This window comes from Nocardioides sp. YIM 152315 (assembly GCF_029210375.1).
Taxonomy (GTDB): Bacteria; Actinomycetota; Actinomycetes; order Propionibacteriales; family Nocardioidaceae; genus Nocardioides.
On sequence record NZ_JARGER010000008.1, the window covers coordinates 78088 to 94964 of the forward strand.

At 65.9% G+C, this 16877-nt stretch carries 15 protein-coding genes and 1 pseudogene; 13 read left to right on the plus strand and 3 right to left on the minus strand.

The window, feature by feature from the left end; translation table 11 throughout:
• The first annotated feature begins 39 nt into the window (after positions 1 to 39).
• The 4 genes and pseudogenes from PZ894_RS01505 to PZ894_RS01520 all read left to right on the plus strand — a co-directional run.
• Complete coding sequence (locus PZ894_RS01505; protein WP_275741750.1) at positions 40 to 1137, plus strand: glycoside hydrolase family 88 protein; 1098 nt, start codon at positions 40 to 42, stop codon at positions 1135 to 1137.
• 353 nt (positions 1138 to 1490) lie between these two features.
• Positions 1491 to 1682, plus strand: a complete 192-nt coding sequence (locus PZ894_RS01510; protein WP_275741752.1) for a hypothetical protein — start codon at positions 1491 to 1493, stop codon at positions 1680 to 1682.
• Positions 1683 to 1842: 160 nt separating this feature from the next.
• Positions 1843 to 2577, plus strand: a complete 735-nt coding sequence (locus tag PZ894_RS01515) for a transposase (RefSeq protein WP_275741753.1) — start codon at positions 1843 to 1845, stop codon at positions 2575 to 2577.
• A gap of 13 nt (positions 2578 to 2590) precedes the next feature.
• A pseudogene (locus tag PZ894_RS01520) lies at positions 2591 to 2776 on the plus strand (integrase core domain-containing protein); the annotation flags it as partial.
• On the opposite strand, the gene PZ894_RS01525 reads toward PZ894_RS01520, so the two are convergent.
• Positions 2773 to 4593, minus strand: coding sequence for an FAD-dependent oxidoreductase (locus PZ894_RS01525; protein WP_275741756.1), 1821 nt, complete (start codon positions 4591 to 4593; stop codon positions 2773 to 2775). The pseudogene PZ894_RS01520 and the gene PZ894_RS01525 sit on opposite strands and share 4 nt — an antisense overlap.
• A 154-nt stretch (positions 4594 to 4747) precedes the next feature.
• On the opposite strand from PZ894_RS01525, the gene PZ894_RS01530 reads away from it, so the two are divergent.
• From PZ894_RS01530 to PZ894_RS01560, 7 genes are all read left to right on the plus strand, one after another.
• Complete coding sequence (locus tag PZ894_RS01530; RefSeq protein WP_275741758.1) at positions 4748 to 4948, plus strand: hypothetical protein; 201 nt, start codon at positions 4748 to 4750, stop codon at positions 4946 to 4948.
• Complete coding sequence (dctP, locus tag PZ894_RS01535) at positions 4945 to 6213, plus strand: TRAP transporter substrate-binding protein DctP (protein ID WP_275741760.1); 1269 nt, start codon at positions 4945 to 4947, stop codon at positions 6211 to 6213. The genes PZ894_RS01530 and dctP overlap by 4 nt, the downstream gene beginning before the upstream one ends.
• 127 nt (positions 6214 to 6340) lie before the next feature.
• Positions 6341 to 7987 (plus strand): thiamine pyrophosphate-binding protein, encoded by a 1647-nt coding sequence (locus PZ894_RS01540; RefSeq protein WP_275741762.1) that lies wholly within the window; start codon positions 6341 to 6343, stop codon positions 7985 to 7987.
• A complete protein-coding gene (locus PZ894_RS01545) occupies positions 7987 to 8877 on the plus strand; it encodes an alpha/beta hydrolase (RefSeq protein WP_275741764.1) in 891 nt (296 codons plus the stop codon). The genes PZ894_RS01540 and PZ894_RS01545 overlap by 1 nt, the downstream gene beginning before the upstream one ends.
• A gap of 20 nt (positions 8878 to 8897) precedes the next feature.
• A complete protein-coding gene (locus PZ894_RS01550; protein WP_275741766.1) occupies positions 8898 to 9551 on the plus strand; it encodes an enoyl-CoA hydratase/isomerase family protein in 654 nt (217 codons plus the stop codon).
• Positions 9548 to 11170, plus strand: coding sequence for a long-chain-fatty-acid--CoA ligase (locus PZ894_RS01555; protein ID WP_275741768.1), 1623 nt, complete (start codon positions 9548 to 9550; stop codon positions 11168 to 11170). The genes PZ894_RS01550 and PZ894_RS01555 overlap by 4 nt, the downstream gene beginning before the upstream one ends.
• A gap of 32 nt (positions 11171 to 11202) precedes the next feature.
• Positions 11203 to 12093 (plus strand): LLM class F420-dependent oxidoreductase, encoded by an 891-nt coding sequence (locus PZ894_RS01560; RefSeq protein ID WP_275741770.1) that lies wholly within the window; start codon positions 11203 to 11205, stop codon positions 12091 to 12093.
• A 492-nt stretch (positions 12094 to 12585) separates the two neighbouring features.
• Here PZ894_RS01560 and PZ894_RS01565 read toward each other — a convergent pair whose 3' ends face one another.
• The gene (locus PZ894_RS01565) at positions 12586 to 13458 is read right to left on the minus strand and encodes an enoyl-CoA hydratase (protein ID WP_275741772.1); all 873 of its coding nucleotides are present in this window, start codon (positions 13456 to 13458) and stop codon (positions 12586 to 12588) included.
• Positions 13459 to 13518: 60 nt separating this feature from the next.
• Positions 13519 to 14496, minus strand: a complete 978-nt coding sequence (locus PZ894_RS01570; protein WP_275741774.1) for an NAD(P)H-quinone oxidoreductase — start codon at positions 14494 to 14496, stop codon at positions 13519 to 13521.
• Positions 14497 to 14617: 121 nt separating this feature from the next.
• Between PZ894_RS01570 and PZ894_RS01575 the strand changes: the two genes are divergently transcribed.
• Positions 14618 to 15202, plus strand: a complete 585-nt coding sequence (locus PZ894_RS01575; RefSeq protein ID WP_275741776.1) for a TRAP transporter small permease — start codon at positions 14618 to 14620, stop codon at positions 15200 to 15202.
• On the plus strand, positions 15199 to 16695 hold the full coding sequence (locus tag PZ894_RS01580) for a TRAP transporter large permease (RefSeq protein WP_275741778.1): 1497 nt from the start codon (positions 15199 to 15201) through the stop codon (positions 16693 to 16695). The genes PZ894_RS01575 and PZ894_RS01580 overlap by 4 nt, the downstream gene beginning before the upstream one ends.
• Positions 16696 to 16877 lie beyond the last annotated feature (182 nt).

The window sequence follows — 16877 nt, forward strand, 5'->3', positions numbered from 1 at the left end:
ACACCACGCAGCGAGCGCTGCCGATCCCGAGGAGAGCATGTGTCCAGCAAGTCAGCGACCACACTGTCGATGCCGCCGCGCTTGCCAGCCGACTTGGTCCGCCGCGTAGCCGAGAACCTGATGTCGCACGACATCGGCGATGACTATTGGGAGCGCCAAGCCGCGATGGCACCGATCCTGGCATTCGGGGAGCCGCTCTGGCGTGAGCAGGTGATCAGTTGGCTCGACCGAGCGATCGCCACGCAAACGACCGACGGCCGGCTGTGCTCGGGCGCTACGAGTCAACTGCGGTACGGCGACTTCCCGATCAGTCGCGCGCCACTGATGGCCGGTTTCGTGCTCGGTCCCTGCGGCGCCGCCTACTTCACCGCGCCCCTGTTCCTCGCGTACGCGAGGACCGGTGACCCGAAGTATCGGCGCGCGGCCCTACGACAGATCGCCGCGTTCCTCGATGGTCCCCGCACGAGCGAGGGCTTCATGCTGATGAACGCCGCTGCGTCCGAGGTTTGGGTGGACACCGTTTATCCGGTGTGTGGCGCCCTCGCCGTCTGGGGTACAGCCGAGGGGAACCAGGCCTGGGTCGACGAGGCCTACCGGCACCTGGAGATCGCCTATCGTCGGCTGCTCGATCCGGCCACAGGGCTGGTCCGGCATGTCTGGCGAGAGATGCCGAACTCGTTCCCGGAATCCAACTTCTGGTCCCGCGGCATCGGGTTCCTCGCCTGTGCTTCGGCCGAAGTGCTCGCTGTCGCCGGTACGCACTCCGAGGCCATCGCCACCCGGGATCGCCTCGGCAACCTTTTGGAGGCCGTCAGCGGCTACCAAGACCGGTCGGGCATGCTGCACGACGTGTTGGACGATCCGACTAGCCCGCCGGAGTCGACGGGCACAGTCATGTTCGCCTACGCGGCAGCACTCGCCGCGGCACACGATGTCGTGGGGGACGATCTCGTTGTCGCCGCGTCGAAGGCGATCGTCGGAGTGAGCCGTTGCGTGACCGCTTCGGGGACCGTTCGCCGCGCGATGCTCCCGCCCGGCGGTCCGGGGGTTCCGCTGGGAGAGATGGTCTTGGGACAGAGCTTCTTTCTAGCGGCGTGCCACCATCTCGACGCCATCCGAGAGCTCCGTGGTACGTAGCAGCGCTGCTCGTTAGCGACTCCCTGGCGACGCTTTACACCGGGTACGCGCGGGTATGGCGGGTCGGGGAACCAGACGGACGTGCCTGCTGCTGCGAGACCTGGCTGACTGAATAGGGCGAATGCTGAGAGTGGGTTGACCCCATACTCGCTCAGGTCAGCGTGCTTCACATGAAGGCACACCTCGGTATGCGCGAAACGGCCGCACCGGGTCGAGCAACTGTGAAGTGATCGGTGCAGCCAACGCGGTCGACGACATCTGGCAGGTGCGCCGCTAGCTGTACTGATCGGGCACGTTGGTCGAGATTGTGACGACACGATCTGAATGAGCTTGGAAGGCGAAGACCTCCGGGCGTGGAGTGGAGCTGTCACAAGAACACCCACTACGCCGCCGCGGTCGACGACCACGGCCGTCTGCTGGGCCATCGCGAGTTCCCCGCGAACGACCGCGGCTATGCCGACCTGCTGAGCTGGGTCCAGGGCCATGGTGACGTGGCGGCGATCGGGGTCGGGTCGAGAGCACCGGATCCTTCGGGGCGACCCTGACCCGGTACCTGACCGCCCGCGCCGTTCGGGTGGTCGAGGTCAACCGTCCCAACCGGCTGGCCCGGCACATGGACGGCAAGTCCGATCGGCTCGATGCCGAGCAGATCGCTCGAGCAGTCCTCGGGCAGACATCGACCGCAACCCGAAGGCCAAGTCCGGCATGGTCGAGGTGATCCGGACCCTGCGGGTGACTCGCTCCAGCGCGGTCAAGGCCCGCACCAACGCCTTCAACACGCTGTGGGGCTTCATGATCGGCGCACCCTCCCCGCTGCGCGACGAGCTCGTGGTGTTGAGCAAGAAGACCTTGGTCAATCGGTGCCTGCGACTGCGACCGGAGTTCGAGGACCTCCTCGCGCTGGCAGCCGCCCCGGACCGGTTGCTGATGGCCGGAGTCAAGACCGCGCTACGCGACCTGGCACGACGCTGGAAGCAGCTCGACGACGAGGTGAAGGCCCTGAACAAACAGCTCGAAGCCCTCGTCCGCGCGGCCGCGCCCGAGCTGATCGCGCTGCACGGGGTCGGCATCGAGATCGCCGGCCAGTTTCTCGTCACCGCCGGCGACAACACCGACCGAATCCGCAACGAAGCTGCCTTCGCCAAGCTCTGCGGCGTCGCACCGCAACCCGCCAGCAGCGGCCGGACCAGCGGCCGACACCGACTCAGCCGCGGCGGCGACCGCGCCGCCAACAGTGCGCTGTACATCGTCACCATCGTCCGGATGCGTCACCACCAGCCGACCCGCGACTACGTCGAACGCCGCACCGCCGAGGGACTGAGCAAACGCGAGATCATCCGCTGCCTCAAGCGCTACATCGCCCGCGAGATCTACGCCAACCTGCCGCGGCCAACGCAGGCAGCCACCACATCGCTATCACCGCTTCCAACAGCGGCTTGACGAACATAGGAGCATCGAACGCTTCCACCGCACCCTCGCCGACGGATGGGCCTTCAAGAATTTCTTCCGCTCCGAGAACGCCCGCCGAGCAGCACTGGCAGCATGGATCCACCATTGCGACCACCACCGGTCCCACACCGCGATCGGCGGGTCAGCACCCATCACCAGGTTGACCAACCTCCCCGATCAGTACAGCTAGCGGGCGGCTGCGTCCCTCCCGGCCAGGTAGCCGAACGTGATCCCCAGCGTGATCGTGCCGCCAGCGCCCCCGTAGAAGCCCTGAGTTGCTGCACCGCCCGCGTTGCCGGCTGCGTACAGGCCGGGAATGACCTTGCCGTCCCGGTCGAGCACGCGCGCGTGCTCGTCGGTACGGGGACCACCGATCGTGCCGATCGCACTCGTCTCAATTTTGACGGCGTAGTAGGGCGCTGTGTCGATCGGCCCGAGCGTGCCGGATGCAGGCCGGTCAAGGCACGGTCGCATGATCCGCGTGAGCACCGGGACAATGCGCTTGCGCATGCGCTCAGGATCGCGCTTGCGAGCGATCCGCCCCATGACGCGGCCAGCGACCGGTCCGACCGCCTTGGCGATCCTCATGCGCGTCCGCTCTGAGAGACCGGGCGCCCAAGCGTTGGGGGAGAGGCGACCGAGGAAGACGTTGTGGTCTCCAAAGAAGCGCTCGAACGTGCTCGAGCCGCGGTTGAACCAGGGATCGCGCCCCTTGGCCGCCTCGGGGTTGAACTCCTTGACCGTCCGGACGAGACCGTCGCGATCGATTCCGCAGAGGTCGGCGAGCTCTTCGAGCGTGTCTGCCTTCAGGACGTTGGCGGGGTAGTCCCCGCCGGGCGGCACGCTCAGGAAACTGTAGTGCTGGTGGTAGTACTCGTCGAAGATCATCCATGCGAACGCGTTCGGCATCTCTCCAGTGACGGGATCGGCCCGCCGCATCACCGCACCCAGGTCGTTGTATGAGACCGCCTCGTTGGCGAACCGCTCTCCTCGCGTGTTCACCATGATGGTGTGGGGGAGCGCACGCTCACCTTGAACCAGCCGGCTGATGGCCTGCCCTTCGAGCTGCTCGCCCGGGACCTGAATGCCTGGCTGCCACCAGGCTTGGTCCATTGCAACCAGGTCGGCACCGACCTCTTCAACCATGCCAAGAGCTGACCCGAGATGCCCTTGCGGACTGACCTGAATCGGGAACGGCGCGCCGAGATACTTCGAGGTGAGGTCGTCCGAGTCCTCAAAGCCGCCAGTTGCGATGACGACGCCCTTGCTGGCCCGCACGCTGTGCTCGCCCGCGGTCGTCTCGACCACAACTCCCGTCACGGCGTCCCCGGACTTGACCAGCCGCGTCGCGCGAACGTCGGTGCGGACGTCGACGCCTGCCTGCAAGCATCCGTCGAGGAAAGCGCCGATCATCGCGTACCCGGCAACCCAGACGCCGTCGATGCCGTTGATGAGCCACAGTGGCAGCGGGTTGCGGGCCATCCCAGACTTCTTGGGCGGTCGCACGAGGTCCGCCGCGTCACCGAGCAGTTCGGGCGGGAACGGGCCCGGGAACAACGACCGGAAGCTCGAGGCGCCCGGGATCTCCGAGGTGTAGTCGGGCCACACGACAGGGATCCAGCTCAGGTAGGTCTTCTCCTCGACGAACCGGATCACGCGAGGCGCCGTCTCGATGAACGCGTCGACCACTGCGGGATCGAGAACCTGCTCTCGACCCTGACCGAGCAGGTAGGTGCGGGCGGCCTCAGGAGAATCGCCGGCTTTTAGGATCTCTTCGGAGAGGCCGTGGTTGGGGACCCACACGGCGCCGCCGGAGATCGCCGTCGTGCCGCCGACCTTCGGCTCGGACTCGAGTACGAGGACGGTAGCGCCGTCTGCGGCCGCGCTGAGCGCAGCCATGAGACCAGACCCGCCGGAACCGATGACGACGACGTCCACGTCCTGAGGCACCCCGACCTCGATCGCCGAACCCACGGCGCCTGTTCTGACGCTCCGCTGCGAACCCATCAGCCCACTCTCACTCGTTGTCTGCTGCCAGCAAGAAACTTTTCATCATGATGAATTCCTGTCAAGGGTTGTCGGAGAGCCTGCGATCGGGTCAATCAAATTTATCATGAGGAACTCTTGACCGAGTCGTGTGGCCGGTGTCACTGTTTGCCGCATGGCCCGGGTCATGTCGATCCACGCACGTGACCTGGTGTCGAGCGGCGTCAGTGCGCCGGAGGAAAATATCGCTTCGCCGAACGTCGGGACCTCACGTCTCGCCGAGATGGCTGGCGATGTGGTGCGCGCCCACGTCGAGGAGTCGGGCTCGGCCGCTCAGTCCTCAACACTCCCGAGAAAAGTGAGGCACTTGCAATGAAGCTTGGAAGAACCGCCGCAGTCGCAGCCACGTTCGCGCTCTCGGCCTGCTTCCTGACCGCGTGCGCCGAGGACGACGGCGGATCTGCGGAGGCAGCGACCGGAGAGGGACTCCCGGTCGGGGCCAGCATGGAGGAGTACCAGGACGCCCTGGCCGACATGGACCCGATCACGCTCAACGCGCAGACGCCCGCGGCCGAAGGCTCGGACATCAGCGCGCTGTACGAGAACTACTTCGACCGGGTGACGGAGTGGTCGGACGGCAAGATCAAGTTCAACGTCTCCTACGCCTACGCGATTGCGGGCGCCCTCGATCAGGACAACGCCATCCAGGACGGCCGGCTCGACATCGGCTTCACCAGCCCGGTGTTCGAGCCCGATCAGTACCCTGCCAACGCGGCACTTGCCGACTCGACCTTCATCGGCTCGCAGTCGCCGATCATCGGCCTCATCCAGACCCACGGCGCCTGGAACGACGCAGCGTTCGGCAGCGATCAGGTGACCCAGGAGCTCGAGGACCAAGGGATGCACGTCCTGCTGCCGGCCTTCTTCGGTGGTCCCAGCGGCATCTTCTGTGCTGAGCCCCGACGCACTGCCGACGAGCTTGCCGGACAGCAGACCGTCGTCAGCGGCCGGGTCCAGGCGGCCGAGCTCGAGGCTCTCGGGGCGACCCCCGCGACCTTCGACTTCACTGAGGTCTACGAGGCCCTGCAGCGTGGCGCCGCCGACTGCGCCCTGAACAGCATGCGGGTCACCGTCCTCGCCGGCCTCGCCGAGGTCGTGCCATACGCGACCTTCGACGACGAGGCTGGGTTTGCCCAGACGCCCGCCCCCTGGGTCATCAACAAGTCGGTGTGGGACGGCCTGCCGCTGGTCGCGCAGCAGCTCCTCTTCGACCAGATGTCCGGCTTCCTGCTCGACAACCTCAATGGTGTCGCCAAGTTCCTGACCGACGGAGTGGCTGCCGTGGAGGCTGCCGGCGGAGACATCGCCGGACTCGACGATGCCTCGCGCGAGGCGTTGCAGTCCGCCAACGAGAAGGAGCTCGAGAACATCCGGTCAAGCGCCGCGCTCGAGGACGGCGCCGGCTTCGTCGACGCACTGGAGTCCGGCTCGGAGGCGTGGACCGAGAAGGCGGCCGAGCTCGGTTACGACCAGGTCGGCTGGGCGGACTTCGCCGAGTGGGCAGCCAACAACGAGATCGACTTCCAGCCGTTCGTCGACTCGTTCTTCGAGGAAGTCATGGTCCCGAACCGCCCGAGCTGAGTCTCAATAGTCGGGGGGGGGGGGGGGGGGGGGGGGGGGGGGGGGGNAATAGTCGGTCGGCGCGGCGTCCCGGTGGCGCCGCGCCGACCGACGACCTTGAATAGAACGAACGAAACCAAGGAGCACCGTGAGCAACAGCCCCGAGTCCCCGACGCTCTTCCCCGAGTTCTTTACTCAGTGTCTGAAGAGCCAGGGCATCGACACGATCTTCGGACTGGTGGGGGACGCAAACCTGTTCCTCATGGACCACTTCACGCGCCAGCCCGGGAACCGGTACGTCTCGGTGACGCACGAGGCGTCGGCCGTGCTTGCTGCGAGTGGCTATGCGCGCGCCACCGGACGTCTCGGCGTCGCAACCGTGACCCACGGTCCGGCGCTCACCAACACGGTCACCGCCCTCGTGGAGAACGTGCGCGGTCGGATGCCGTTGCTTCTGATCGCCGGCGACACGGCTGTAGTCGATCGTGAGAACGTTCAGTCGGTTCCGCAGCGCGACATCATCATGCCCACCGGGGCCGGGTTCGAGCAGGTTCGCGCCCCCGAGACCGTCGGAGAGGACCTCGCGGTCGCGATCCGGCGCGCGATGCTGGAGCGTCGCCCGGTCGTCCTCAACTTGCCGGCGGACTTCCAGTGGGCCCCGGTCGCGGATGCGACCCTGCCCGAGGTCCGCTGGCGCTCGATCAGCGCGGTTGCGCCGGACCGCAACGAGATGGACTCAGTGTCCGGGCTTGTCGCGTCGGCACGTCGCCCGCTCATCCTGGCCGGCCGTGGCGCGATCGAGGACCGCAGTCACAAGGCGGTGGTCGAGCTCGCCGAGCGTCTCGGCGCGCCGCTGGCAACCACGCTCCAAGCGCGCGATCTGTTCCGCGGACACCCCCACAACATCGGGATCTTCGGAACCCTGTCCCACGACGTCGCCCTCGACGTCATCGGCCATGCCGACTGCGTTATCGCCCTCGGGGCGTCACTCAACCGTTGGACGACCGTCGAAGGTGGTCTGCTTCAAGGCAAGCGAGTGATCCAGGCCGACCGTGACCCGGAATGCCTCCAGCGGTTCCAGGTTGTCGACGCAACAGTGCTCGGTGACGTCGAAGAGGTGGTGCGCGCGCTGCTCGCTGACCTTGACGAGATCGAGGCGCCATCGACCGGATTCGCGGACGAGGCGCTCGAGCGACGGTTGGAAGCACGTCCAGCCGTAGTTCACCCCGACTGGAGTACCGAGTCGACGATCGACATCCGAACTGCGCTCGTGGAGATCGAGTCCGGCTTCGAAACAGACCGGACCCTCGTCCTCGACGGCGGTCGGTTCCTGCCGGAGGTTTGGAAGCTCATCTCAGTCCAGCACCCGACCGACTACATCCACACCACGCACTTCGGATCGATCGGCCTCAGCCTCGGCAACGCACTCGGTGCGTGCGTCGCCTCCGAGAAGCGCACTCTGCTGGTGACCGGCGACGGCGGCTTCATGCTGGGTGGCCTCGCCGACTTCCAGGCGGCCGTCCGTCACAACCTCGACATCACGGTCGTCATCCTCAACGACAGCGCATACGGCGCAGAGCACATCCAGTTCCGGCGTCGTGACATGGACCCCGCCCTATCCATGTTCGAGTGGCCATCATTCGCCGAACTGGCCAAGGTCATGGGGGCCGAGGGCCACGAGGTCACCGACATGGAGAGTCTGCGCGCCGCACTAGCTGCCGTCGCGGCTCGTCGCGGCCCGGCGCTCATCGACGTGAAGCTGGACCCAGAAAAGATCACCAGGATCGACGCCTGATGACCGTACCGATTTCCGGACCCACGCGCGCCGAGTGGCGCACCACCGACGGCCTCAGCCTGATCGGCGACACCTGGGGGACGCCCGACCAGCCCACCGTCGTCTTTCTGCACGGGGTAGGACAGAGCCGGCACGCTTGGAGGGCTGCTGCGCGCTCCGTAGCCGCGGCCGGCTTCGCCGCACGCACGTTCGACGCGCGCGGACACGGAGAGTCGGACTGGGCCGCTGACGGCGACTACTCCCGCCCGCGCATGCTGCTCGACCTCGAACCCGTGATGGCCGACCTCGCGCGGCCCGCGGTCCTCGTGGGGTTCTCAATGGGAGGCGACACTTGCCTCCTGAGAGCGGCAAGCAGTCCCCAGACGGTCGCGGGGGTAGTGCTGGTCGACGTTGCGCCGCACGTTGAACCCGACGGGGTCGGTCCGGTTCAGGCCTTCCTGAACGTCAGCCTCGCCGGGTTCGTCGACCCAGCCGACGCCGCAACCGCGGTCGCCAAGCTCAATGATCAGCCCCCGCCAACGGACGTGCAAGCTGCCCGGAGGGCCATGGAACGGCACCTGCGCCATGATCCCACCTCGTCGCGATGGTACTGGAAGTGGGATCCGGCGCACTTCGAGAACGACCCACCGCTCGAACTCCGCGAACGTGAGCTCAACGACGCAGCTCGCGCCGCCACCGCGCCCCTCATGTTGGTGCGAGGCGCGCTCTCCGCGATGCTGAGCGACCGCAGCGTGGAGCGTCTCCTCGACATCCGCCCTGACGCCCGGTACGTAAACGTCTCCGACGCGGGGCACGCCTCTTCCGGTGGAACCAACGCACGATTCACCGACGCCATCCTGAGCTTCGTGAGCGACGTCCATTCCACCACGTCCGAGGTGGGCCACCGATGATGACAGTTCGCACTATCGAGGTGACCGACCACCTCCGCGACGGACGTACCCCCGTGTTCACCCGGGCGGCTTTCGCACGGCTCGCAACGGCGGCCGGAGAGGCCGAGCGCGCGGGGGAGGTGCTGCTCATCGTTCCTGCGGCACCCGGAACGTTCTGCGCTGGCGCGGACCTCGACGATGCCCGCAGGTACATCGACCAACCCGACGACTACCTCAGCATGATCGATTCGTGCTGGGAGGCCCTGGAGTCCGGTGGCGCCCCAATCGTTGTCGCCGTGGACGGCCCCGCAGTGGGAGGAGCGTTCGAGCTCTGCCTCGCCGCCGACGCGGTCGTCGCGACCGACCGGGCATGGTTTTCCCTGCCCGAGGCAACATTCGGTCTTCCGCCGATCTCGGCTACTCGACGACTTGCCGCCGCGGTCGGACGAACACGCGCTCGTGAGATTGTCCTCAGCGGCCGTCGTGTCGCGTGCGACGAAGCTCGTGAACTTGGCCTGGTGAAAACGCTCTGCGCGTCAGACGACCTGCTCACATCAGCCCATGCGATTGCCGAAGCGCTCGGCAAGGCCGGCCCGCACGCCGCGCGGGCGATCAAGAGCGCCTTGTCGACCTCGGCCACCGACCGCGAGATCGCGCGCGAATGGTTCGTCCGCGGAATCGGAGGAAGCCGATGAACGAGTCTGAAAGCAGCGGCCTCTTGCTCAGCACGATGCAGGACATTCCGATCACAGTCAGACGCATCTTCGATCACGGCCGCGACGTTCATGCGAGTAGCAAGATCGTCACCTACCGCAACGGTGCACGCGAAGAAGTGACGTTCGGCGACCTCGCGAAGGATGCCGATGGCCTGGCTACTGCCCTGGCCGACCTCGGTGTCACCGCCGGCGACCGCGTTGCCACCCTGATGTGGAACCAGCCCGAGCACCTCGCGGTGTACTTTGCCGCAACCTGCTCCGGCGCCGTGGTGCATCCGTTGAATCCACGACTGACCCGTGAGCAACTGATCGAGATCATGAGGCTAGCCCAAGATCGGGTGCTCTTCGTCGACGATTCGATGCTGGATCTAGTAGCCGGAATACGAGCTGAGGTGCCCACGCTGAAGGCGATCATCTCCATCGGCGGATCAGGGTCCAGCGACTACCTCGAGTACGAGGCGCTCCGAAAGACCGAGGGCGTCGTACCGCGGCCGGACATCGACGAGCGGGCAGCCGCGGTCCTTTGCTTCACGAGCGGCACGACCGGATCACCCAAGGGAGTGGCATACAGCCACCGCTCGCTCTTTCTACACACCCAGGCGATTTCGACGACCAATGTGTATGGGATCGGGCAGCCGGACAGCATTCTCCTGAGCGTCCCGATCTACCACACAAACGGGGCGAGCATGCCGATCGCCGGGTGGATGGCTGGAGCCCGTCTGGTGATGCCCGAGCGCAACCTGCAACCTCTTCCGATGGGGGAGATGATCGAGCGCGAGGGCGTCACGTTGGCCGTCGGCGTCGTCACACTCTGGAACGACCTGCTCGAGCGCTGGCGGACTGGCCTGGCTGACCTCTCTTCCCTGCGCCTGGTCGTGTCCGGCGGTACCGCGTCTCCACGCGCGCTCCTCCAGGAGTTCCGTGACAAGGGTGTTCCTGTTATCCAGGGATGGGGCATGACAGAGTCGCTCGGCATCTGCACGATGGGCCACCCACCTGCGGGCGTTGAGGAGTCGGTCATCTACGACTACCTCGCGACCGGCGGCCGCATCGTCGGTGGCGTCCGGGTCCGCGTCCGCGACGTTGATACCGGAGTGCTGCAGCCTCACGACGGGGAATCGGTGGGCGAGCTCGAGGTCGAGGGCCCGTGGATCACCGGCGGATACGTCGGACGCACCGAGGGAGACGGACTCCGCGACGGCTGGTTCCGGACCGGAGACATCGGCACGGTGACGCCCGACGGATACGTGCGAATCACCGATCGTCTCAAGGACGTGATCAAGTCCGGGGGTGAATGGATCTCGAGCCTCGACCTGGAGGACGCGATCCGGTCACACCCGGCCGTGCGAGATGTCTGCGTCATCGGAGTGCCAGATGAAAGGTGGCAGGAACGACCGCTCGCCGTCGTCGTCGGCGATGTCCGGGTCGACGACTTAGTCTCCTGGCTCAAGGCACGCGTCGCTCGCTGGTGGATCCCGGAGCGCTGGGTCGTTGTTGACGAACTTCCCCGCACGAGCGTCGGAAAGATCGACAAGCGGCAGGTTCGCCGAACCTACGACGACGACAGCTACGCGCTCGCCCCGACCGCGCAGAACTGACCTCCCGTCCTTCTCTCTGCAAGGAGATCACAGTGGTTGTCCACGCACATCTGGGTGCCGTGTTCCCCCAGGACGAAATCGAGCCCAATCCCTCCGCAATCAAGTCCTACCTGCGCGGGGTCGAGGAGCTCGGCTTCGATCACATCGTCGCTGCGGACCATGTCCTCGGTGCGGACCAAGCTGTGCACCAGCAGGCAGCGCCGTTCGGCCGGCCCGACCCCTACACTCTGGACAACAACTTCTGGGAGCCATTCGTGCTCTTCGGGTTCGTCGCTGCGGTCAGCCGACTCGGGGTGATGACCTCCGTGCTGGCCCTCCCGCAGCGACAGACGGCGCTCGTCGCGAAGCAGACCGCGACGGTCGACCACCTTCTGGAAGGACGCCTCCGACTGGGTGTCGGGCTCGGGTACATCCAGGCAGAGTTCGAAGCGCTGGGTGTCCCGTTCGGGGCACGGGGCCGCCGGTTCGAAGAGATGATCAGCGTTCTCAGGAGGCTCTGGACTGAGCAGAGCGTGACGATGTCGAGAGAGTTTCACACCCTCAACGGTGTCGGCCTCGCACCTCGCCCCGTGCAACGGCCGATCCCCGTGTGGATCGGAACGGGGGACGCTCGCCCGGCACTCGAGCGCGTCGGACGGATCGCCGATGGCTGGCTGCCGCTGCGCATCCCCGGCTTCGGCTTTGAGCAGGACTTCGATGTCGTGCGCGCAGCCGCCGAGGGTGAAGGCCGCGATCCGTCCCAGATTGGCATCCAGGGGCGCGTGCAATGTCGAGACCGGGACGTCGATCGAACCCGCCGGCAGGTCGCACGGTGGATCGACGCGGGCGCGAGCTATGTCGGGATCGACACCGAACAGGCCGGCCTAAAGGGACAGCCCCACGACGCCCACCTCGAGCTGCTTGCGAAGATCGCGCAGTTCTGACCCATCGGATCGAGCCCTCCGCGGAGCTTGTGGTGCGGGGTCAGGTGCGAGTGCGATATCGCACGGCGCATGTCGCGCGACAGTGCGAGTCACGCTGCCGAGAGCGTGCGGCGACCTGTGACCGCGAGGCGTGCCCACAACGATGACGAAAGCGGTCAGTCGAATCGCTTCGGCGATGACTACATCGCCGGATCGACCTCGAGCTTTCGAGCTGGCGACGTAGCGGACACCCTTGCCTACGCGCTGCGCGACCTCCCGCGCGATTCCCGAAAAGACCCTTGCGACGAGATGGTGACTCCGCCACCGAATGTATCGATGTCGACTGCTTCGTGCTGGGCATGCGCACACACGACGTGAAGCGCGGCGTTCGTCGCGCGAGCTAGTCCGCATCGATCTCCGCGACGCGTTCCGATCCCTCCACCCCGTCCACTCCAACGACGACAGTCCTGGTCAGCGGTGTGGCTCGGCGCTCCGCTCGGAGCTGGTTTCCGTTCATCCTTCGCCAAGCTGACCGCCTGCGGCAGCGTCGCGTGCCAGGGAGCGCACGTCCGCGCCCGCGAGCGCATCGCCGTGCAGTTCCGCGTTGTGCGCGTGGCCCACGTGATGGAGCCCGAACGCGGCATCCAACCCGACCCGAAGGCCTTGCGAGTCCTCGGCCTGGTTCACGGCACGCTTGGCCAAGCTCAAGCCGAACGCAGGCATCCTTGCGATCTTGGTCGCGATCGCGCGAGTACGTTGCTCGAGTTCGTCCCGGGGGACTACGTGGTTCACCATGCCGAGACTCTGCGCCCGGTGGGCGTCGAAGCGATCGCCGGTAAACAGGAGTTCCTTCGCTGCCCGGGGGTTGGTCGCCCAGGGGTGGGCGAAGTACTCGACCCCGGGGATGCCCATCTGCACGACCGGGTCGGCGAAGAAGGCGTCCTCGCTGGCGATGATGAAGTCCGCAATCCAAGCCAGCATCAGACCGCCGGCGATGCAGCCACCTTGGACCATGGCGATCACGGGCTTCGGGATCTCGCGCCAGCGACGACACATCCCCAGGTACACCTCGGACTCGCGCGCCATTCGAGCGTCGGCGCCCTGCTTGCCCACGTGATCCCAGCACAGCACTGCTCGGCGCGAGAACGACTGGTCAACGTCGCGACCGGGCGTCCCGATGTCGTGTCCAGCACTGAAGTGATCTCCGGCGCCGTTGAGCACGATGACTCGGATGGCGTCGTCATCAACAGCAGCTACGAACGCGTCGTCGAGGGCGTACGTCATCGCCGAGTTCTGCGCGTTTCGGTACTCTGGCCGGTTCAGCGTCACCCACGCGATCGACCCCTCGTAGCGGGTCGTAACCACATCATCCAAGTTATTCATCATGATAAATAGAGTAACGCGATCGCAGCTGGGTGACAGTGTTCGGAGGATGTGGTGAGCACCTCAGGCGACGAGCAGGATCTTGCCCGTGTGCCGTCCTGATTCGAGCAAGTGGTGGGCGGCAGCCGCCTCGGCCAGCGGGAAGGTCGCGTGAATGACCGGACGGATCGCTCCTGATGTCACGAGAGGCCATACTCGGGCCTCGACGTCGGCGCAGATCGCCGCCTTCTCCTCGACGGGTCGGGGGCGGAGAGCCGTCGACAGCACGGTCCCGCGCTTCTGCATCAACCTGCCGATGTTGAGCTCGCCACGGGTCCCGCCCTGCATGCCGATGATCGCGAGGCGTCCGCCATGGGCCAGGGCGTCGACGTTCTTGCCAAGGTAGGAACCACCGATCGTGTCCAGGATGACGTTTGCACCTCCGCCCGAGGTGGCCGAACGTGTCGCTTCGACGAAGTCGGTGGTTTGGTAGTCGATCGCCACATCGGCACCCAAGTCGCGGCATCTGGCTACCTTCTCGGCGCCCCCGTCGGTGGCGATGACCCGGCTGCCCAGGGCGTGAGCAAGCTGGATCGCGAAGGTTCCGATCCCGCCGGCGCCACCGTGGACCAGAAGGGTCTCGCCGGCGAGGAGACCCGCCTCTAGGTAGACATTGGAGCACACGGTCGCGGCAACCTCAGGAAGGGCCGCGGCTTCAGCAAGGGAGACGTTCGCCGGCACGGGAAGCAGTTGTCCTTCGGGCGCGACCACGCAGGTGGCGTAGCCGCCACCCGCGAGCAGTGCACAGACTTCGTCGCCGACCTCCCAGCGCACGACGCCCTCGCCAACTGCGCTGACCACGCCACTGCACTCGAGGCCGATCACCTCAGACACCCCGGGTGGCGGCGGGTAATAACCCTGGCGTTGCAGGGTGTCTGCTCGGTTGACCGCCGTTGCTGCAACCTCGATGGCGACCTCGCCCGGTCCAGGGATCGGCGTCGGCACTTCCTGAAGGCTGAGGTTCTCGGGCGGGCCCGGTTCGCGGGCGATGACTGCGTGCATGAGCAAAGTCTAGCAATTTGTCATGAGGAATGATTGACGCCAGTCGAATCCACTTGCAGACTTGCTGTGGCCGCCGTCACGAGACGTCCGCCACAAGCCCCTCAGCTGGATCGAGCCTCAGATGACGCCCATCACGGTCGGCCGGAACCGTTGGTCCCGTGCCGCTGACCTCGCGATCGAGGTCCCCGCGGTCATCGTCACGTTCGTGATGATGGCACACATCACCGCCAACGCGGTCGCCAGAAAGTTCTTCGAGCATCCGATCGAGTACACACTCGAGATCACGCAGTACTGGTACATGCCCATCATCGCGTTCTTGGGCTTCATGGCCGCGCAGCGTCGAGGGCAGCACATCGCAGCTGACCTGATCTTCCAGATGCTGCCGACTGTCACCCGGCGTTGGGTCCTAGCCGCCTTCAACATCGTCGGCGCTGGGGTCCTCGCTGCCTTCTGCCGTTTCGGATGGACAGAGGCGCAGTTTGCGCGGGAGATCGGGCGGCACGCGGGGATCACGCCGATTCCCGCTTGGCCCGTCTACTACCTGGTTCCTCTCACCTTCGGAGTGATGACGCTTCAGTTCCTCTTCGCGGCCATCGCGGCGATCCGCCTCGGCGTTGACGACGAGTCGCTCGAGGAGCTCGAGATGAAGGAAGTCGTGAGCGAGGACCCCGACACCCACGTCGGAGAGAAGGAGACCGTGCGATGAGCGCCGTTGTCGAGGACCGGGTCGCGACCGCTGAGGAGTCCCCCGGGGACCCGCATGTCGGCGGCCTGCGCTCGTGGATCATCTTCAGTCTTGCGATCGGCACGGTGAGTGCCTGCACGATCGCTATGTTTCTACCTCTCGTTCCTGAGGCGATCGGGACGTTCGGTTGCGTCCTCATGCTGGCACTGATCTTCCTCCGCATGCCGGTCGCGCTCGCGATGATCATCCCGTCGCTTCTCGGTCTGTACGCGCTCCGCGGATCGGCATTGGTCGAGTCGACACTCGCCACCATGCCCTACGCCGAGACGGCAACCTGGTCACTCAGCGTGATTCCCATGTTCGTCCTGATGGGTCTGCTGCTGTGGAAGGCGGGCCTGACCGAATCCATCTACGAGGCAGCGCAGCGCTGGCTCGGCTGGGTGCCGGGTGGGCTGGCGGTAGGTACGAATCTTGCCGGCGCGGGCCTCGCGTCGGTCAGCGGCTCCTCCGTAGGCATGACCTACACCTTGGGGCGGATTGGTATCCCCGAAATGCTTAAGGCGGGATACGACAAGCGGATGGCAATCGGTGCAGTCATCGTCGCCGGCCTCCCCGGGCAGCTCATCCCGCCGAGCATCATGCTGGTGATCTACGCCGGCATCGCCGAGGTTCCTGTCGGACCCCAGCTCATGGCTGGAATCGGTCCCGGGATCCTGGTCGCGGTCATGTTCACGATCATGATCGTTGCGCTCGCTGTGCTCCGCCCAGCCTGGGGAGGGCGGGATGCGCGATTGGCTGCACGGTCGTCGGTCACGTGGAAGAGCCGATTCAGCTCCCTGGTCTCGATCTGGCCGCTTCCGATTGTGATCGCGGTCATCATCTGGGGAACGCTGTCGGGAACCTTCACGGCGACCGAATCGGGGGCAGCAGCGGCGCTCATCTCGTTGGTCATCACCCTGTGGTGGAGGCGGTCGGACCGGCCGCTCCAAGCGGTAGCGGAAGCCGCGGTCGCCACCATCAGCAGCGTCGGCGCCATCTTCTTCATGCTCATCGGTGTCGAGATGCTCTCGCGCATGATGGTGCTCACCGGCATCACGACTGCGTTCTCCGAGTGGATCGACTCGATGAACCTGGGGCGGATCAGCTTCCTGCTGATGATGCTGGTGGTTTATCTCATTCTCGGAACGTTTCTCGAACCCCTTCCGATGCTCGTGCTCACGGTGCCGATCCTGCTACCCACGCTGAACAACCTCGACATCTCGCTCCTCTGGTTCGGCGCGTTCGCCGTCTTCATGGGAGAGCTCGCTGTCGTGTCGCCGCCCGTCGGGATCTTGTCCTTCATCATCTACTCGATCGCGAAGGACCCCGAGGTTAACGGTGGTCAGCGAATCACCTTGGGGGACGTGTTCGTGGCGGCCGGTTGGTTCATGCCTATGGCGCTGATTGTCAGCCTGATCCTGATCTTCTTCCCAGGCATCGCGACCACCATTCCTGAACTGACCGGCGGTGGCTAGCGGGCGCTGGCAATTCAGACGGGTGCCGAGGTGATCGGTGACCCGTGTCAACCGTTGGAGGAGACGAACTGATGACGACGAGCTGCCGCCGCACTGTGGGAGTCGGCCCGTACTGCGGACCCATGCCCGGGTTCTCCCTGTCGGCCCCTTGGTCCGCTCGGGTACGGGTGAGAGTTAGCCTG

Excerpts from the sequence above, each read along its gene's own strand:
- PZ894_RS01515 (WP_275741753.1), top strand. The coding sequence starts at position 1,843 with ATGGTCGAGGTGATCCGGACCCTGCGGGTGACTCGCTCCAGCGCGGTC.
- PZ894_RS01525 (WP_275741756.1), bottom strand. The coding sequence starts at position 4,593 with ATGGGTTCGCAGCGGAGCGTCAGAACAGGCGCCGTGGGTTCGGCGATC.
- PZ894_RS01530 (WP_275741758.1), top strand. The coding sequence starts at position 4,748 with ATGGCCCGGGTCATGTCGATCCACGCACGTGACCTGGTGTCGAGCGGC.
- dctP (WP_275741760.1), top strand. The coding sequence starts at position 4,945 with ATGAAGCTTGGAAGAACCGCCGCAGTCGCAGCCACGTTCGCGCTCTCG.
- PZ894_RS01545 (WP_275741764.1), top strand. The coding sequence starts at position 7,987 with ATGACCGTACCGATTTCCGGACCCACGCGCGCCGAGTGGCGCACCACC.
- PZ894_RS01555 (WP_275741768.1), top strand. The coding sequence starts at position 9,548 with ATGAACGAGTCTGAAAGCAGCGGCCTCTTGCTCAGCACGATGCAGGAC.
- PZ894_RS01565 (WP_275741772.1), bottom strand. The coding sequence starts at position 13,458 with ATGATGAATAACTTGGATGATGTGGTTACGACCCGCTACGAGGGGTCG.
- PZ894_RS01570 (WP_275741774.1), bottom strand. The coding sequence starts at position 14,496 with ATGCACGCAGTCATCGCCCGCGAACCGGGCCCGCCCGAGAACCTCAGC.
- PZ894_RS01575 (WP_275741776.1), top strand. The coding sequence starts at position 14,618 with ATGACGCCCATCACGGTCGGCCGGAACCGTTGGTCCCGTGCCGCTGAC.
- PZ894_RS01580 (WP_275741778.1), top strand. The coding sequence starts at position 15,199 with ATGAGCGCCGTTGTCGAGGACCGGGTCGCGACCGCTGAGGAGTCCCCC.